Annotated in this window: 16 protein-coding genes; 11 read left to right on the plus strand and 5 right to left on the minus strand. The window is 47.1% G+C overall.

Going from position 1 to position 17,328, the window contains the following annotated elements:
* The first annotated feature begins 19 nt into the window (after positions 1–19).
* Together menC and menE are read left to right on the plus strand one after the other, a co-directional pair.
* Positions 20–1,120 carry an o-succinylbenzoate synthase gene (gene menC / locus L5M29_RS15245; protein WP_263168545.1) on the plus strand — a complete coding sequence of 367 codons (1,101 nt, stop codon included), beginning with the start codon at positions 20–22 and terminating at the stop codon, positions 1,118–1,120.
* Entirely contained in the window at positions 1,083–2,525 is a 1,443-nt protein-coding gene (gene menE / locus L5M29_RS15250) for an o-succinylbenzoate--CoA ligase (protein WP_411569044.1), read from the plus strand. Before menC ends, menE begins: the two co-directional genes overlap by 38 nt.
* A gap of 100 nt (positions 2,526–2,625) precedes the next feature.
* On the opposite strand, the gene rpoH is transcribed toward menE, so the two are convergent.
* From rpoH to ftsY, 4 genes are all read right to left on the minus strand, one after another.
* Positions 2,626–3,483 carry an RNA polymerase sigma factor RpoH gene (gene rpoH, locus L5M29_RS15255; RefSeq protein WP_006079635.1) on the minus strand — a complete coding sequence of 286 codons (858 nt, stop codon included), beginning with the start codon at positions 3,481–3,483 and terminating at the stop codon, positions 2,626–2,628.
* Positions 3,484–3,708: 225 nt separating this feature from the next.
* Positions 3,709–4,674: a permease-like cell division protein FtsX gene (gene ftsX, locus L5M29_RS15260; protein ID WP_113940269.1), complete on the minus strand. Its 966-nt coding sequence runs from the start codon at positions 4,672–4,674 to the stop codon at positions 3,709–3,711.
* On the minus strand, positions 4,671–5,387 hold the full coding sequence (gene ftsE / locus L5M29_RS15265; RefSeq protein ID WP_105250626.1) for a cell division ATP-binding protein FtsE: 717 nt from the start codon (positions 5,385–5,387) through the stop codon (positions 4,671–4,673). The genes ftsX and ftsE overlap by 4 nt, the downstream gene beginning before the upstream one ends.
* 3 nt (positions 5,388–5,390) lie before the next feature.
* Positions 5,391–7,001 carry a signal recognition particle-docking protein FtsY gene (gene ftsY, locus L5M29_RS15270; RefSeq protein ID WP_263168551.1) on the minus strand — a complete coding sequence of 537 codons (1,611 nt, stop codon included), beginning with the start codon at positions 6,999–7,001 and terminating at the stop codon, positions 5,391–5,393.
* A gap of 213 nt (positions 7,002–7,214) precedes the next feature.
* Here ftsY and rsmD point away from each other — a divergent pair, with 213 nt between their 5' ends.
* Positions 7,215–7,883, plus strand: a complete 669-nt coding sequence (gene rsmD, locus L5M29_RS15275) for a 16S rRNA (guanine(966)-N(2))-methyltransferase RsmD (protein ID WP_263168554.1) — start codon at positions 7,215–7,217, stop codon at positions 7,881–7,883.
* Complete coding sequence (locus L5M29_RS15280; protein WP_263168555.1) at positions 7,858–8,142, plus strand: DUF1145 domain-containing protein; 285 nt, start codon at positions 7,858–7,860, stop codon at positions 8,140–8,142. Before rsmD ends, L5M29_RS15280 begins: the two co-directional genes overlap by 26 nt.
* A 78-nt stretch (positions 8,143–8,220) precedes the next feature.
* Here the strand turns inward: L5M29_RS15280 and L5M29_RS15285 are convergent, their stop codons facing one another.
* Positions 8,221–8,784, minus strand: coding sequence for a NapC/NirT family cytochrome c (locus L5M29_RS15285; protein ID WP_105250630.1), 564 nt, complete (start codon positions 8,782–8,784; stop codon positions 8,221–8,223).
* A gap of 434 nt (positions 8,785–9,218) precedes the next feature.
* On the opposite strand from L5M29_RS15285, the gene L5M29_RS15290 reads away from it, so the two are divergent.
* The 7 genes from L5M29_RS15290 (at position 9,219) to L5M29_RS15320 (ending at position 17,321) form a co-directional block, all read left to right on the plus strand.
* The gene (locus L5M29_RS15290; protein WP_198572390.1) at positions 9,219–9,581 is read left to right on the plus strand and encodes a hypothetical protein; all 363 of its coding nucleotides are present in this window, start codon (positions 9,219–9,221) and stop codon (positions 9,579–9,581) included.
* Positions 9,582–9,681: 100 nt separating this feature from the next.
* Positions 9,682–10,137 (plus strand): DUF2057 family protein, encoded by a 456-nt coding sequence (locus L5M29_RS15295; protein WP_198572391.1) that lies wholly within the window; start codon positions 9,682–9,684, stop codon positions 10,135–10,137.
* Positions 10,138–10,246: 109 nt separating this feature from the next.
* Entirely contained in the window at positions 10,247–10,684 is a 438-nt protein-coding gene (locus L5M29_RS15300; RefSeq protein WP_263168558.1) for a hypothetical protein, read from the plus strand.
* Positions 10,685–10,962: 278 nt separating this feature from the next.
* Complete coding sequence (locus tag L5M29_RS15305; protein ID WP_198572393.1) at positions 10,963–11,223, plus strand: heavy metal-binding domain-containing protein; 261 nt, start codon at positions 10,963–10,965, stop codon at positions 11,221–11,223.
* A 21-nt stretch (positions 11,224–11,244) separates the two neighbouring features.
* A complete protein-coding gene (locus L5M29_RS15310; RefSeq protein WP_263168561.1) occupies positions 11,245–12,786 on the plus strand; it encodes an efflux RND transporter periplasmic adaptor subunit in 1,542 nt (513 codons plus the stop codon).
* A 9-nt stretch (positions 12,787–12,795) separates the two neighbouring features.
* The gene (locus L5M29_RS15315) at positions 12,796–15,936 is read left to right on the plus strand and encodes an efflux RND transporter permease subunit (RefSeq protein WP_263147443.1); all 3,141 of its coding nucleotides are present in this window, start codon (positions 12,796–12,798) and stop codon (positions 15,934–15,936) included.
* A 218-nt stretch (positions 15,937–16,154) separates the two neighbouring features.
* Positions 16,155–17,321, plus strand: coding sequence for a ribonuclease T2 (locus tag L5M29_RS15320; protein WP_263147440.1), 1,167 nt, complete (start codon positions 16,155–16,157; stop codon positions 17,319–17,321).
* The last annotated feature ends 7 nt before the right edge of the window (positions 17,322–17,328 follow it).

The raw sequence follows: 17,328 nt of genomic DNA on the forward strand, positions 1-17,328 counted from the left end.
ATTAAAATGTAGGAAATATATGATATTAACTTCGCTTAACCTGTATCAATATCGACTACCGCTCGACGTATTATTGCCCGTCGGCAAGCAACGTATCGATCACAGAGCGGGATTAGTACTACAAGCCAGTGCTAATGTTGGTGGCGAGCATAGACAAGTCGAAGTTGAAATTGCCCCACTCTCTGGCATAGATGTCGATGAACAAGCCTTGATGGGGTTCAGCCGTGAAACACTCACTCAAGTGCAAACGGCTTTGACTGGATTATTACCCCAACTCTGCGGTCAGCATATTGATACATTGCTGGAATGCGCCGAGCAAAGCCCTTACCCTTCTTTGGCCTTTGGTTTAAGTCTGTTACATGCCAAGTTAATGGGCAAACTCGATGCCATCCGTCCACAAACGGCCACAGTCCCTTTGATTTATCATCCAACGGATGCCAGCAAAGACTTGCTCGATAGCAAAATTGCCGCCCTTGGCAGGAATGTTCGCTCGGTTAAAGTCAAAGTCGCGCAAACTTCAATCGAAGATGAACTAAGCCTGATTTATGGCATTTTACGTACCCGCCCCGATCTCAAATTGCGTTTGGATGCGAACCGAGGGTTTACACTTGAGCAAGCAATCGAATTTGCCGCTTGCTTACCCCTAGAGACCATAGAGTACATTGAGGAACCTTGCCTGAATCCTCATGATAATCATGAATTTTATCAAGCAATTGGTATACCCTACGCCCTCGATGAATCGCTCAACGATCCAGAATACCAGTTTGTAATGCAAAATGGTCTGACTGCGCTTGTCATCAAGCCTATGCTGCTCGGCAGTATCGAAAAGCTAGCTAATTTAATCGATACGGCGCAAAGCTATGGCGTACGTTGCATTATCAGTTCGAGTCTAGAGAGCAGTTTAGGCATTAATGATCTGACTCATTTAGCCGCGATTCTCACTTCGGATGAAATCCCTGGGCTCGATACCCTCAGCGCCTTTAGCCAAGATTTAATCATGTCATCGGGTAAAAAATACTGCCTCACACTCGCGCAACTTGAGCCAATTGCACTGCACGCCATTGATTCAATGCAACAAAATGATGATACAGCCAAAAGTGAGGGAAACGAGTTTGTCTAATGCCAGCCTATCAAAACCGCTTGCACTGTCACCCGTGCACCAAGCTGCGCTTGCGTTTCCACAGCAGACAGCCATCAAGTTGGCGGGGCAAGACATTAATTACTCAGAGCTTAGCCAGCGCGTTATCGCACTGGCTCAGCAGCTAAGCGCTGCGGGGGTCTCAAAGGGGGAACCGCTCGCCTGTATTGCTAGCAATAATCTCGAGATGATTTGTCTCTATTGGGCCTGCATCGATATAGGAGTAATCTTTTTTCCTATCTCGCCCCGTTTCCCCCTCGCGCAGATCCAAGACTTAATTAATGAACATCAGATCCGCTATGTTTGGAGTGCTGAGGTTTGTGAACTACAGAATTGTCATCACTTGCGCTTAAATTTTAATCGCATTAGCAGTGACTTAGCCCAGCCTGTCGACTTTACTCGTCCAGCTAATGTGATTTTAACTTCAGGCTCTAGTGGCTTTCCCAAAGCGGCGGTGCATTGCTTAGCGAATCATATTGCCAATGCCGAAGGTGCACGCAGCTTAATCCCACTCGAACAAGGTGATGCCTGGCTACTCTCCTTGCCCTTATTCCATATTGGCGGTCTTGCGATATTAAACCGCTGTGCCTTAGTCGGTGCCAGTGTTGTCATACCAGATCAAGCGCTTAGCCTTGGTCAGCAGATTGACCAAGAACAGTTGACTCACATATCTCTCGTTCCCACACAACTGAGCAAGTTACTCGCCGATACGAGCAGCAAGCTTAAAAGTATCAAAGCCTTATTACTTGGTGGCGGCGCAGTCTCAATCGACTTACTCCAACAACTTAAGCAACGCAATATCGCCAGTTACACCAGTTACGGCATGACGGAAATGGGCTCGCAGATCACCACAGGTCACGCTTTAAGCGACGGCAGCAGTGGCAAACTACTCCCCAAACGTGAGCTCAAAATCGAAGACGGTGTAATTTGGGTGCGCGGTGAATGCCTGTTTATGGGCTATCTCACCGCGGATGGAATACAAAAGTGCGTTGAACAAGACGGCTGGTTTTACACCAAAGACATGGGCGAATGGGACGAAAATGGTAATCTTCGCATTCTTGGCCGCGTCGATAATATGTTTATCTGCGGCGGCGAAAACATCCAGCCAGAAGAAATCGAAGCCGCGCTTAAACAGCACCCACAAATAGACGATGTAATCGTTTTCGCCATACCAGATGTACAATTTGGTAATCTCCCTGCCGCCATCATTCGCGGCAGTTTAACCCACCATCCAGAGTCGATTACAAATACGCTCGAACTGTTCCTTGCCAACAAAATCGCCCGCTTCAAACGCCCAAGACAGTATTATGTATGGCCAGAAAATCATGAGCAGGCAGGGCTGAAAGTAAATAGAAAAGCCTTGATAGCTCATCTTGTTAAACACTGATTTATCATCAACGTCATCAAGCCAAATTTCACCCATAAAAAAACCTGCCGCAGCAGGTTTTTTTATGGTTAAGTTACAATCATTTTACACGTGATGTGACTTAGGCTTCCATACAAGCTTTTAGCTTGTTCATGGCATTTTTCTCAAGTTGGCGAATACGTTCGGCCGACACTTGATAAGTCTCTGCAAGTTCTTGCAGTGTGGTTTTATCGTCATCTAACCAACGAGCGCGCAGAATATGCTGGCTACGTTCATCTAGGGTTTTGATGGCCGATAATAAACGACCTTGAGCATTGGATTCCCAGTTGTCGTTTTCAATATTTTCCGCTAAATCCGATGAATGATCTTCCAAATAATGGACTGGGGCAAAATCATGCTCCTCGTCTTGATCATTGGTTAAATCAAATGCCGGATCTTGCGCAGCCATACGTGATTCCATTTCGGTCACATCGGCCTTAGACACACCTAAATTCTCAGCCACCATAGTGACTTCTGCATCGCTAAACCAACCTAAGCGTTTTTTCGCTTTACGGATATTAAAGAACAACTTACGTTGTGCTTTAGTGGTCGCGACTTTAACAATGCGCCAGTTTTTCAGCACATATTCATGAATTTCAGCTTTGATCCAGTGCACAGCAAAAGACACAAGACGCACGCCAACATCGGGATCGAAGCGTTTAACCGCTTTCATCAAGCCTATGTTGCCCTCTTGGATCAGGTCTGCCTGTGGCAAACCATAGCCTGAATAGCCTTTAGCAACGTGCACTACAAAACGTAAGTGCGACATAATCAGTTGCTTCGCAGCTTGTAGATCACCAGTTTCCTGTAAACGCTTGGCTAACTCATACTCAGCCTCAGCGTCCAGCATGCTGATGCTAGTCACTGAATGGATATAAGCTTCTAGACTACTGGCGCCCTGTGGGACTGTCAGTGCCATTGATTGCGTTTGAAAGGTCATTCGCTCTCCTACATTTATCAGACTACTTAACGAGTGCATTCTTAGGTTCAACAACAAAATACCCTAAGAATAAGCTCACGAACTATCGGCTAATTGACAGAGTATGTCAACCTCAGCTCGTTTGCAGATACCCTTTTTACCTCGCTGAAGTAGACATTGCAAGTGAACAAAAGTTCATTACTCAGCATTTTTTTCGTCACTTTTTTTAGTTTAATCGACTGATTATTATGAAGGTTCAATCGACCGTAAATGCTGACGTACAGACAAATACGAACCTAACCAACCTAAAAATGAGGCGAGTCCAACCAATTGCAGCAGTTCAATAAAAGTGAGTGATTTCATTTCAAGCTGGCTGCCATACAAGCCTAAAAGTTCGGCAAGGGCGGAATCGAGATACCACACTAATAAGTTGATGATAAGCCAAGCCAATATGCCGCCAATCACCCCGTACCAAATCCCAGTGTAGAGAAATGGGCGCTGGATAAAGGCTTCGGTTGCCCCGACGAGCTTCATCACTTCAATTTCGCTGCGCCGATTCATAATCGCTAAGCGAATCGTATTACCTATCACTAAGACCACAGCCAGCACAAGTAATGCAGCAATCGCCATCACAGTACGTTCGAGTAGACGCACTACCGCCTGTAACCGTTCTAACCATTCGATATCTAAACGGCCAAAGCTAATCTCAGGCTCGCGCTCTAGTTTAGTTAAGAGTTCACGGGCGCCCACCGGCGTTGAGTAACGTGGCGTAGGCGTAACGGTAATGACCGCGGGCAAAGGATTTTTATCTAAATAGGCCAAGGCCTCACCAAACCCAGATAAGCGTTGGAATTCTTCTAGCGCTTGATTTTTATCAATATATTGCACTTTATCCACTTCGGGATATGTCCGAATGCGAGTCAGCAGGCTCTGAATCGTTTGTTCACTACGATTATCGTCGATAAACAAGGAGATCTCTGCCGCGCTGTTCCAGGAACTGGTAATGGTCTCGGCATTTTTAACTAACACTTGCAATGCTGCAGGCAGACTTAGGCTCACACCTAAGACAGCCATGGTCATCACAGAGGATATTGGGTTGCGCCAGAGCTCTCCCATGCTCGCCATTGCTTGCTGCGCATGGCGAATAAAAAACATCACAATCCGACCAGACAGAGGCAGCTTGCTGCGAGTTAATTTTGCGCTATCGCTCATTGCCCTTCACCTCTATTCGTCGGTGCACTGCGAGTGTGCACATTAGGATGCAACTCTTGTGCACCTAACATACGGCCCTGTTTGAGGGTAAAAGTGCGATATTTCATTCGTGCGATAAGACCTAAATCATGGGTGGCAATTAATACGCTGGTTCCCGCATCATTAAAGGTTTCAAACAGACGCAAAATATCCATAGATAATTTAGGATCTAAGTTACCCGTAGGCTCATCGGCGAGCAGTAAAGGCGGTTTATTCACAATCGCACGGGCAATGCCAACACGTTGCTGCTCACCGCCGGACAACATAATTGGATTATGCCGCTCCTTGCCATATAAACCTACCATATCGAGCGCACCCGCAACACGCTTACGGATTTCACCGTGTGAGAATCCCTCAATCACTAGCGGTAAAGCCACATTGTCGAACACACTTCGGTCCATCAATAGGTGATGGTTCTGGAAAATCATCCCGATATTGCGGCGCAAATAAGGCACATGTTTAGGGCTGACTTTGGCAATATCGTGACCGTTAATCGCGACGCGCCCCGTTGTTGCCCGCTCGATTACCGTGATTAATTTCAACAGCGTACTTTTACCCGCCCCCGAGTGGCCGGTTAAAAATGCCATTTCACCTTGCTGTAGATGAAAATTCACATCCTCCAGCGCCATTTGGCCGCCAGGATAAATCTTACTGACCTGCTGAAAATCAATCATAAATTAGCTATCCGCTTTTTCTTGAGTGAACAAGGCATCGATAAATTCTTTCGAATTGAAGGTACGCAAATCATCAATTTGCTCACCCACACCTATGTAACGGATCGGAATATTAAACTTATCAGCAATCGCAAATACCACGCCGCCCTTAGCCGTTCCATCTAACTTACTGATGGTAATACCCGTTACACCTACGGCTTCCTGGAATAATTGTGCTTGGCTAATCGCGTTTTGCCCTGTGCTCGCATCTAATGTCAGCATGACCTCATGTGGCGTATCTGGGTCGAGTTTCTTCATCACTCGCACGACTTTCTTCAATTCTTCCATCAAGTGCGCTTTGTTCTGTAAACGACCAGCAGTGTCGGCAATCAATACATCCACTTTACGCGCCTTGGCCGCTTGCAAAGCATCGAACAACACAGAGGCACTATCGGCACCAGTATGCTGGGCAATCACGGTAATATCATTACGTTGACCCCAAACCTGTAGCTGCTCAACCGCTGCAGCACGGAAGGTATCGCCCGCGGCTAACATCACTGACTTACCTTGGCTCTGATATTGTTTGGCTAATTTGCCAATAGTGGTGGTTTTACCCACGCCATTAACGCCAACCATTAAGATAACAAATGGGCCATTAGCATTGTCTGGCACTAACGGGATAGCGACAGGATCGAGTGTTTTTTGCAACTCATCCCGCAGTAATTCATATAAAGCTTCGGCATCTTTAAGCTGCTTACGTGAGGCATGCTCTGTCAAATTCTTGATTAATCGCGTAGTGGTTTCGACACCAACGTCAGCGATTAATAATTGCTCTTCGAGTTCTTCAAACAGATCGTCATCGATTTTCTTGCCGCGAAATAGGCCGATAAAACCACTGCCGATATTCTCGCTGGTACGCATTAAGCCACGTTTCAGGCGAGCAAAGAGCCCTTCCTTAACGGGTCTAGCCTGCGGCTCAGGTTGCAATTCAGCAACGGCTATAACAGCTTGCTCAGTTTCAGCTTGTTGCTGAACTAAAGCCTCTGCTTGCTCACGTGCTAGTGCTTCGCTAGCGAGTTGTTCTGCCGCTAAGGCTTCAGCGGCATGCTGTTCGGCGGCCAAACGGGCAAGTTCAGCTTGTTCCGCTGCGCGTAATTCTGCTTCTAGCTGAGCGGCAACTACACGCGAGGCCTCTGCTTGAGCTAATTGCTCTGCGGCGGCTTGCTCAACCGCTAACTGCTGTGCTGCCAATTGTTCTGCAATGCGTTGCTCTGCTTCTAACTGTGCTTCGGCTAACTTCTCTGCAGCATGCTTTTGTGCACTAAGTTGTTCAGCAGCCAAACGTGTCGCTTCAGCTTGCTGATTAGCAAAATGCAACGATTCGATTCGGGCATGCTCAAGGGCGAATTGCTCGGCTTCGGCTTTTGCATGTGTTTGTTCGGCCGCTAACTGTTCTGCAGCCTGTTTTTCAGCATGAGCTTCGGCCTCGATGACTCCTTGTGCCTCTACTTGTTCCTGCGCTAAACGCTGTGCTGCATCAGTATCTTGTGTTGGAGTAACAACTGGCGTTTCAGCGACGACCTCATCTTGTGACTTATCTTTACGAAACCAAGAGAAAAAACCTTTCTTTGCCATGTGTGATTCCAGCGCTCTACTTCAGTATTGAATTTTGAATAAGACCCTGATGTTATACCAGATTGCCTCGGCAATTACGCCCAAAAAGTCGGCAATTAGCTAAGCTCAGTTAGCCTTCTCACCTTTTAGTGAGACTTTGATATAAAATAGCGGCCTTTATTAAGGTGGCACAGTCTACCACTTTCTTTCTTCAGGCAAAATCACGGGGGCACTTTGGTTAATCATCGAACGGTCAAAAATAATGTGACCAAGGGTCAAACAGCCAAAAATAAACCCGGCAGTGGACAAGTGCGGATCATCGCAGGCCAATGGCGCTCGCGTCGTCTACCTATCCAAGATCTCGAAGGTTTACGCCCAACGACAGACAGGGTTCGCGAAACACTCTTTAACTGGCTGGCTAATAATTTAGTCAATGCACGAGTACTCGACTGTTTTGGCGGTAGCGGCGCTTTAGCTCTCGAAGCCTTGTCTCGCTATGCCAGTTTCGCCAAAATTATTGAGTTGCAACGCGGCGCAGCCATGCAATTAAAAGAAAATCTGCAAACCCTTAAATGCGATAAGGCCGAAGTGCTCAATGCTGATACGTTAGTGGTACTGCAAAGGGGCTGCGAGCAAGGTTTCGATGTGGTATTTATCGATCCCCCCTTTCGTAAGGGATTGGCAGAAAAGACGATTCAACTGCTAGATTCTCAAGGTTGGCTTAATGATGGTGCGCTGATTTATGTTGAAATCGAGTCTGAATTGCCGCAACTTGCTATCCCTTCGCGCTGGCACGCCTTAAAAGAAAAGAATGCAGGGCAAGTGAGCTACCGTTTATATCAATATCACTCAGAAACCACTGTTGAGCCCATCGAAGATGAAAACCATGCCCTTATTGATTAACTTAGGTAAAGCCATCACTCTGATTGCATGGTTGATGATGGCCTACAACTTAGTCATCCCCTTTGAAGGCAATGTGGCGATTACTTTAAATATCCTGTTTGCCATTACCTGCATGATGCATTGCTTCCAAGTCGCGATTTTCCACATGCTGTTTAAGACCTTACTACCATTAACGAAACAAGATTATCTACAAGTGTTTATCTTCGGAATTTTCAGCCTGTTAGCTTATCGACAACGGGTGATGACTCAAGCGAATTAACCGAGCACACAGACAGCAAAAAGCCCTCTATTGAGGGCTTTTTAATGGCTATCAATTAAGAAACTGAATCGCTAAACCTTATCCTTTTGGATATGGGTGTGCTACGCCTTTATGGCAGTCAACACAGGTCTTTCTCGCGTCAGGTTCTTTCTTGAAGTTATTTGAGTGCATTCTTACAGCCATTTTACTCATAGTTTCTGGCTGATTCTCGTAAATACGAGTGTGGCAATGCTGACAGTTAGCAGAATCGTTCGCACGGAAATAGTTCAGCGCTTTATCCGCTTGTTCTTTACGATTTTCATCTAACCAGGCTTGAGTGTTAAAGCCATCAATTGTCATGAAACCATATAAATCTTTAGATACGATGATTTTTTTGATCAAATAATCGACTGGACCATGGGGTAAGTGACAGTCTTGACACTGAACCGTAATCCCCGCTTTGCCGCCGCCATGGGCAGAAGCCAACACTTCATCCTTCAGCGAATGATTGCTATGGCAAGACATACAGAACTCATCTGTACTGGTCGCGTGTAATGTTTGTTGAGTGGTAAAGTATCCCACAACACCCACTACAATACCGACGACCAGTAGCGCCAGGATTGAATATTTCGCGCTAGGTTTAAATAGTGCACGCCAGTTCATCACTCTATCTCCAAAATTGTCAAAATTAGTTTTTATAAGACTAGTTTATGCTCTTTCATTTATTAGAAATTTGATTTTAAGCCGAAATTTGCTGATTAAATTAACCTTAAAAGCGCAAAATGAGACTTAGCTCTAACTATTTGGACGTCATTTGGTAAAAACCGCTAGCTGAACTGTGATGCACTTTAACTAAAGCTAATGCAATCACCCGATAATCGCAAGTTACCGATTATCGCGATGAGATTTCCCCTTTGAGAATCAATCACTATTGAAATCATTTCTAGAAAATAGAAATGTGATCCAGTCGATGTTTTGTTTAATTATTGAAGTAGGCGGAGAAATAAATCATTAAAAATTAAAATTTGAATCGTATATGAAACTTTATTGGGCTAACTAAGGTCTCTAAGGGTAAGCAATCAATTTTCAGAGTTATCATGGCTAAATTTTGGATCACCATAGCAGTGTTATTTTCGCTAATCGCCCAATCGGCGATAGTGAGTGCTATGCCAACTTCAGCCAACACCAATGGCCACAGCAGTCAAACCATGCTGATGATGGATGCAGAAATGAACTGCACCATGCCAGATTGTTCTGCATCCGATTGCTTGCAACACTGCCAAGATAGTATGACAAGTCATTGTCAAACCCATTGCCTATCATCACTTTACCTTGAGCCTGCAGTGCTAGAACTGGCCTTCGCCAACCCAGCAAGCAAGCGTATTGCCATACAAGGCTGGGCGATGCAAACTGCCGACCTCGGGCTCACCACACCGCCTCCTAACTCCAATTCACTGTAACGTCTTTCGTTTTTTACAACGTAAAACCGACTAAACACCTTTGATTGCGCCGCTGCATATTCGCACCGCAACGAGGTACAGAGAATTTTTGGAGTTTATTATGAAAACCACTTTATTGAACAAAAGCTTACTAGGCCTTACTTTCGTTATCGGTGCCTTATTAAGTAGCACCACAGTTACAGCCGCCAGCTTAAATAGCACAGATGCGCTCAGTGTTATCAGTATCAATGGTGTGCCAACCACGCCCTTTAAACCCATCCAACTCTCCGCAGGGAAAGTACTGCTCGAGCTAAAATATCAGGATATATTTGATTATCGCGCCGATGATAGTGGCAACTGGGTTAAATCAGCGCCGCTTTACTTAGTGCTGGATGTGAAGGCGAGTGATAGCTACCAAATCACCCAGCCCAAAATAATGACTGAAGCTGAAGCGCGTCAATTTATTAAATATCCAACGATTCAACTCAGTATTAATGGTGACAAAGCGGGCGAATATCCACTGCAAAGCCACAGCCAACTGATGGCGAAAATGTTAGTCAGCAACCCCGCTTTCTAATTTAGACGAGTTAAATATTTAATCTGAGGCATGTGCTGAAATGTGAGTTAAATCATTACAGCATAATGCCTCTATGCTAGACTCGAGCCGTTCATCATTTGGAATACTTATGCATCACACACTCAGTCGTTATTTTTTAGTCATATTCACTCTACTCGCACTCGTCGGGCAAAGTGTCGTGTCTAATGGTCACGCCATGGTGCCACACACTATGGATATGAGTGCGATGAATCATGAGGTTTCCTCCCAAATGCACCACGCTACAATGATGCAGATGGACACGGAGAACAGTTCTGACTCACATTCAATGGCCAACACGGATTGCTGCAACGATAAAATGCTTCCCGGCGCGAAACAGCATTGCTGTGATGGCACCACATCATGTTCAAATGATTGTGGTCATTGTTTGACGATTTCAGTCGCTGGCACTCTATTCAGCCCACACCTCTGGCCAAGTGTGAGCATGAGCGATACTGCAATGGCCACTCCTATGCCTCATTTCCACTCTATCTCTTTGTCTTCGGCCTTTAAACCACCGATAGCCTAGCTCTACTTTGTGCTTATTGGGCAAATAAACCCTTAAAAAAAGCCAAACGACCAAGCTAAAACGACAATGCTGTTAGCCCTAAGCTAACGCCCTATTTAGCCGTTTATTGTGGTGCCTTATCATTAAATCGTGCACCCGAGTCTAGCAAAACGTTGATTACTGAGCCGAATGCCAAATTGTGGCATCAATTCGTCTATCGAAGCGAACCGCTTTGATCCACTGTGCTCACTGACGTTTATGCGCTCGTATTCGGCCGTTAATCCGATGGAGTGAATAATATGAAAACACTAACTAATCTCGCCTTAATCACATTCTTGCTGACCAGCACAAGCGTGTTTGCGACGGCCGCGCCGCACGCACATCAACACGACAATGCCAATCCACAGGAACAAGCACATACCCATGTTTGCCCTATGCACCCTGAAGTGACTGGCAGCAAAGAGGATACTTGCCCTCAATGTGGTATGAACTTAGAGCCAAAGGCAATAGAAGCAAAACCGGCTGAAGGTGCGGCAAAAAACGCCCACAAACACCACTAAGCTAGGCTGGAGATGAGGCATATGAATTCATTTAAAACCGTAAAAAAGCAGACCCCTAAAGCCGTACTGATCTTGAGTAGCTTACTCTTAGGTACGCCTTGGTTGAGCCATGCCCAACTGGCGAGCACACAAGAGCCCGTGGCGACCGAAGCTGCAGTAAATTCTGCAACAGCGCCTAAAAATAATTCGTTAAATCAAGTAAAAACCTACACTTGCCCTATGCATCCCGAAGTGCTCAGCCATGAGCCTGGTCGCTGCCCTAAGTGCAATATGTTTTTAGTTGAGAAACAAGATACCGCAAACTCTGCGGCCGAGCATGCACAGCATCAAGTCGCAGATCACCAAGCCTCTGAGCATGGACAAATCTTGGCAGCGAAAGCTTCGAGCCAGGTATTCGATACCCCAACACCTAAGGCCGACAGCTTAGTTAAAGCCCAAAACCACGTGACAACAATCAAGTACGTTTGCCCTATGCATGCTCACATCATCAGCGATGTGCCCGGCACTTGCCCTATCTGCGGCATGAACTTAGAAAAAGTCGAAACGGGCGGCAATACCCAAGAAATCAATATCAATGTTTCCGGCAGTATGCAGCAAGCGCTGGCACTCAAAGTCGCCAAGGTTGAACGCGACACACTGTGGAAATTTGTCGAAACCGTCGGTCAAATCGATTACGACGAAAGCCAGATCACCCATATCCATGCCCGCGTCACTGGCTGGATTGAAAAGCTCATGGTCAAATCCGTGGGGGATACCGTCAAGAAAGACCAACTGATCTACGAGATCTACTCTCCCGATTTAATTAACGCCCAAGATGACTACCTGCTCGCCATGGACACCGCCAAAGCAAACGGCCAAGGCCGCTACAAAGATTTGGTGCGCAATGCGGGTTTACGCTTATCTTTCCTCGGTTTTAACGACAGACAAATCAAACAATTAGCCGAGTCACATCAAACCCAGTATCGCGTACCTTTCTACGCCAAAGAGGATGGCATAGTTAAAGCCCTCGACGTTCGTGATGGCATGTACATTCAGCCTTCGACCGAAGTCATGTCCCTAGTGGATCTCTCTAAGGTATGGGTGATTGCCGACGTATTCGAGAATGAGCAAAGCTGGATTGCTAAAGGTCAAAAGGCCGAAATTGCCGTTCCCGCCATGAATATCAGTGGCATCGAAGGCACGATCGATTATATCTACCCTGAGCTTGACCCAGTCACTCGCAGCCTGCGAGTACGAGTGGTTCTCAACAATGCCGACGTAGATTTAAGACCTAAAACCCTCGCGAAAGTCTCGCTATTCGGTGGCCCGAATAAAGATGTGCTCGTGATCCCGCAGGAAGCTTTAATTCAGACGGGTAAAGAAAACCGCGTGATCGTCAAACAAACCGATGACAGCTTTACCGCCAAGGCCGTCACAGTCGGCATGATGAGCCAAGGTAAAGCCGAGATTATTTCAGGCCTGAATGAAGGTGAACGTGTGGTGATTTCGGGGCAATTCTTACTCGACTCCGAAGCCAGTCTCAAGGGCAGCTTAATGCGTTTAAGCAGCGGTCATCAGCACTAGGAGCGCGTTATGTTGAAATATATTATCGAGGCGTCAATCAGGCAGCGATTGATGGTGTTGATTATCGCCATCATGATCACAGTTTGGGGCGTGCAGGAGCTGCGCAAAACGCCGCTTGATGCGCTGCCGGATTTATCCGACGTACAAGTGATCATTAAAACCCCTTACCCGGGCCAAGCGCCTAAATTGGTTGAAGAACAAGTGACTTATCCCTTGTCGACCGCCATGTTAGCCGTACCAGGCGCCAAAACCGTACGTGGTTATTCCATGTTCGGCGACTCCTATGTGTATGTGATTTTTGAAGATGGCACCGACATCTACTGGGCACGCTCGCGGGTGCTCGAGTACCTGAGTCAAATTAGCAGCCGTTTACCCCAGGGCGTACAACCTTCACTCGGTCCCGATGCATCCGGTGTCGGTTGGGTGTATGAATATGCGCTGGTCGATCGCTCTGGCAATTTAGATTTATCGCAACTCAAAAGTCTGCAGGATTGGTATCTCAAGCTAGAGCTGCAAAGCGTGGCAGGCGTGTCTGAAGTTGCCACCGTCGGCGGCATGGAGCAAACCTATCAGATAGTGCTTGAGCCCGATAAAATGGCGATCTATAAGCTCGATATCGCCAGCATTAAACAAGCGATCGATAAAGCTAATAGCGAAGCTGGCGGCTCAGTGATCGAAATGGCCGAAGCCGAATACATGGTGCGCGCCAAAGGCTATCGCCAGACGCTAGAGGATTTTCGTGAAATTCCCCTTGGTATCACCAGCCCTTCTGGTACAGGTTTATTACTCAAAGATGTCGCCACTGTGCGCAAAGGCCCAGCCTCACGCCGCGGTATAGCCGAACTCGACGGTGAAGGTGAAGTCGTTGGCGGAATTGTGGTGATGCGTTACGGCGAAAACGCCTTAGCGACGATAGATGCGGTGAAAGCTAAACTCGAAGAACTCAAAGCGGGCCTGCCCGATGGGGTTGAGATTATCCCAACCTATGACAGATCCCACTTGATTCTTAAGTCCGTCGACAACTTGTTTAGCAAGGTCGTCGAAGAAATGTTGGTGGTTGGCTTAGTCTGCTTACTGTTTTTGCTGCATGCGCGCTCCACACTCGTGGCCGTGATAACCCTGCCGCTATCCATCCTTATCGCTTTTATCGTGATGAATAAGATGGGTGTGAACGCCAATATCATGAGCCTTGGCGGCATCGCCATTGCTATCGGCGCCGTGGTGGATGGCGCGATTGTGATGATCGAAAACCTGCACAAGCATTTAGAACATTTCAAAGCCAAACATGATCGCGAGCCCGATACTAAGGAGCATTGGCGCATCGTCACCGAAGCGTCGATTGAAGTCGGCCCTGCGTTATTTTTCTCATTGATTATTATCACCTTAAGCTTTGTGCCTGTGTTCGCACTCGAAGCGCAGGAAGGTCGATTATTCGCGCCACTGGCCTACACTAAAACTTTCGCCATGGCAGCGGCGGCCTTTTTATCGATCACCTTAGTGCCGATTTTGATGGGTTACTTTATTCGCGGCAAAATTCCCAGCGAACGCAGCAATCCTCTCAGTCGCTTCTTGATCGCGCTTTACCAACCTTCGCTCAAACTGGTGCTTAAATTTCCTAAAGTCACCCTGATGTTAGCGTTAGTCGCGCTGGCCAGTGCTTGGTATCCCATGACCCGCATGGGTAGTGAGTTTATGCCCGCCCTTGAAGAAGGCGATTTGCTCTACATGCCAACGGCATTGCCCGGTATCAGTGCCAGTAAGGCCGCCGAAGTCTTGCAGCAAACCGACCGCTTGATTAAAACCGTGCCCGAAGTGGCCCGCGTGTTTGGCAAGGTAGGCCGCGCCGAAACCGCGACCGATCCCGCGCCGCTGACCATGCTTGAAACTACTATCATGCTCAAACCCCATGAGGAATGGCGTGAAGGCATGACCTTAGATGGCATCATTGCCCAACTACAGCAAACCGTCAAAGTACCAGGACTCACCAATGCTTGGGTACAACCCATCAAAACCCGTATTGACATGCTCTCGACGGGGATAAAAACCCCCGTCGGTATTAAGATCACCGGCGCCGATGTCAACGAGCTGCAAAATCTAGGGGCAGAAATAGAGGCCATCCTCAGTAGAGTGCCACACACTAAGTCAGCCTATGCTGAACGCAGTGGTGGCGGGCGTTATATCGATATCACCCCCAAACTCGATGTGGCCGCACGTTACGGTATGTCACTGCAAGATATTCAAGATGTCGTGCGTTACGCCATTGGCGGTATGGATATTGGCGAGTCGGTACAAGGGGCTGAGCGCTATCCCATCAACCTACGTTATCCCCGTGAGCTACGCGATAATATCGAAAAGCTGCGCGAACTCCCTGTGATCACTAAATCGGGAAATTATCTACCACTGCGAAATTTAGCGGATATAGAAATCACCGATGGCGCACCTATGCTCACCAGTGAAAACGGTCGCTTAATCTCTTGGGTGTTTATCGATATTGAAGGCACGTCTATCGGCGAATATATTACGACCGCCAAGAAAGCTTTAAATGCCGAACTCAAGGTGCCCCCGCGCTACAGCTACACTTTTGCAGGGCAGTACGAATATATGCAGCGGGTAGATGCAAAACTTAAGCAAGTGATCCCTATGGCATTAGCCGTCATCTTCATCCTGCTGATGATGACCTTTGGCTCCACCATTCAGGCCAGTATTATCATGCTCAGCCTCCCCTTCGCGTTGGTCGGCAGCACTTGGCTGTTATACCTACTGGATTACAACATCTCAGTGGCAGTCGCCGTCGGTATGATTGCCTTAGCGGGTGTAGCCGCCGAGTTTGGGGTAGTAATGCTGGTGTATCTCAATAACGCCATCAAGCACAGACAAGAGAAAGATAATTACCACAGCGTCAGCGACTTAAAAGAAGCGTTAATGGAAGGTGCCGTTATGCGGATCCGCCCCAAGGCCATGACAGTAGCGACCATCTTCTTCGGTCTACTCCCCATTATGTGGGGTGCAGGATCGGGTAACGATGTGATGCAGAAAATTGCCGCACCTATGGTCGGCGGCATGGTTACGGCCCCATTACTGTCACTGTTTGTACTACCCGCACTTTATCTACTGATTTACTCGCGTAAATTAAAGAAAGACGCGGCGTAATTGAGTGTACGGCGCTAGAACACCGATAAAAATCCCCTCAAACCATTAAAGTTTGAGGGGATTTTCTCATTCAATCAGATTAAAAATCTAATTTTACAACAGTGCCATATACCACTCTGGGTAAAATAAGCCTCTAAGTTTATAGCGCTTATGTGTACCATTGACTCAGTGCCACACAGAATTGACTCAATTCACTGCCGCAGGAAGGATTCCATCACATGACCAAGTCATTTTGTTTAACCATCAGCCGGATATGGCCGCAAGCACTTTCCCTTAAAACCCCATCACGCGCATTACTTGCCGCATTCGGTTTATGCGCTGCGCTCATCATTACAGCACCCGCCTTTGCCGCACCCGCAACCGGTGAATTCGTTGCCGACAAACGCTGTGAGCTATTTCAATCGAAAAATAAGCAGACGAATCCAGACCAATGGCAGAGCAATATTGGTGAGCGCTACCCTGTACTTGAAATCCTCGGCAATAGTGCTAAACCTGATTGGCTAAGAGTGCGCACCAATGCGGTGAAGTCTCCCATGCGTTGGATCAGCGGCGATTGTGGTCAATATCTATCTAATGTTGCTGACAGTAATTTATCAACACCTGCAACGGCGGCGGAACCGGCGCAAACCACCACGGCATCGGACATCAAAGCAAAAAGCCGAGATAGCCTTAAAGAGCATGGTACCCCAGAGAAACGCCAAGGAAATCAATGCCGAATCGGCGGTGAATTTGACGCCAACGTGCTGGCATTAAGCTGGCAAAGCACCTTTTGTGAACTCTATGGCCGCCGTAAAGCCGAATGTCGCGCCCTCAGCCAAACGCCAGAATCGAGCCAATGGCAACACTTCAGCCTGCACGGACTGTGGCCGAATAAACAACAATGCGGCACGCGATATGGCTATTGCAGCACAGTCAAACTGCAACCGAATGATTTCTGTACTTATCCAGAGTTTGAACTGAATCCATCGGTGCGCAAAAATTTAGAAGAAGTCATGCCAAGCGCCCAATATGGCACCTGTTTAGAACGCCACGAATGGTGGAAACACGGCACTTGCCGTAGCCAAGACCCTAACGAGTACTTTTTATTGGCAACCCAGCTGACCCAAGCGGTCAATGCCTCGGCATGGGTACAAAAATTTATTCATGACAACATAGGTAAGAGTGTCAGTAAAAGTGAGTTAAACCAAAGTTTTGATAGCAGCTTCGGTCAAGGCGCTCACACTAAAATGAGTCTTGAATGTGGCAAGGGATTACTGAGTGAAATCCGCATTAACTTGCCCGAAGTCATTAAAACTTCTGACTCCTTACCTAGCCTACTCGCCAAAGCCAATAAGGCCTCAAAAGGCTCCTGCCCTGAAACAATCATGATTGATAACGCTAATTAAACAAATA

It is taken from the genome of Shewanella sp. SM95 (assembly GCF_025653595.1).
GTDB lineage: Bacteria > Pseudomonadota > Gammaproteobacteria > Enterobacterales > Shewanellaceae > Shewanella > Shewanella oncorhynchi.

Excerpts from the sequence above, each read along its gene's own strand:
- ftsY (WP_263168551.1), bottom strand. The coding sequence starts at position 7,001 with ATGGCAAAGAAAGGTTTTTTCTCTTGGTTTCGTAAAGATAAGTCACAA.
- L5M29_RS15305 (WP_198572393.1), top strand. The coding sequence starts at position 10,963 with ATGAAAACACTAACTAATCTCGCCTTAATCACATTCTTGCTGACCAGC.
- ftsX (WP_113940269.1), bottom strand. The coding sequence starts at position 4,674 with ATGAGCGATAGCGCAAAATTAACTCGCAGCAAGCTGCCTCTGTCTGGT.
- L5M29_RS15295 (WP_198572391.1), top strand. The coding sequence starts at position 9,682 with ATGAAAACCACTTTATTGAACAAAAGCTTACTAGGCCTTACTTTCGTT.
- L5M29_RS15300 (WP_263168558.1), top strand. The coding sequence starts at position 10,247 with ATGCATCACACACTCAGTCGTTATTTTTTAGTCATATTCACTCTACTC.
- L5M29_RS15315 (WP_263147443.1), top strand. The coding sequence starts at position 12,796 with ATGTTGAAATATATTATCGAGGCGTCAATCAGGCAGCGATTGATGGTG.
- L5M29_RS15285 (WP_105250630.1), bottom strand. The coding sequence starts at position 8,784 with ATGAACTGGCGTGCACTATTTAAACCTAGCGCGAAATATTCAATCCTG.
- L5M29_RS15290 (WP_198572390.1), top strand. The coding sequence starts at position 9,219 with ATGGCTAAATTTTGGATCACCATAGCAGTGTTATTTTCGCTAATCGCC.
- menC (WP_263168545.1), top strand. The coding sequence starts at position 20 with ATGATATTAACTTCGCTTAACCTGTATCAATATCGACTACCGCTCGAC.
- L5M29_RS15320 (WP_263147440.1), top strand. The coding sequence starts at position 16,155 with ATGACCAAGTCATTTTGTTTAACCATCAGCCGGATATGGCCGCAAGCA.
- L5M29_RS15310 (WP_263168561.1), top strand. The coding sequence starts at position 11,245 with ATGAATTCATTTAAAACCGTAAAAAAGCAGACCCCTAAAGCCGTACTG.
- ftsE (WP_105250626.1), bottom strand. The coding sequence starts at position 5,387 with ATGATTGATTTTCAGCAGGTCAGTAAGATTTATCCTGGCGGCCAAATG.
- menE (WP_411569044.1), top strand. The coding sequence starts at position 1,083 with ATGATACAGCCAAAAGTGAGGGAAACGAGTTTGTCTAATGCCAGCCTA.
- rpoH (WP_006079635.1), bottom strand. The coding sequence starts at position 3,483 with ATGACCTTTCAAACGCAATCAATGGCACTGACAGTCCCACAGGGCGCC.
- L5M29_RS15280 (WP_263168555.1), top strand. The coding sequence starts at position 7,858 with ATGAAAACCATGCCCTTATTGATTAACTTAGGTAAAGCCATCACTCTG.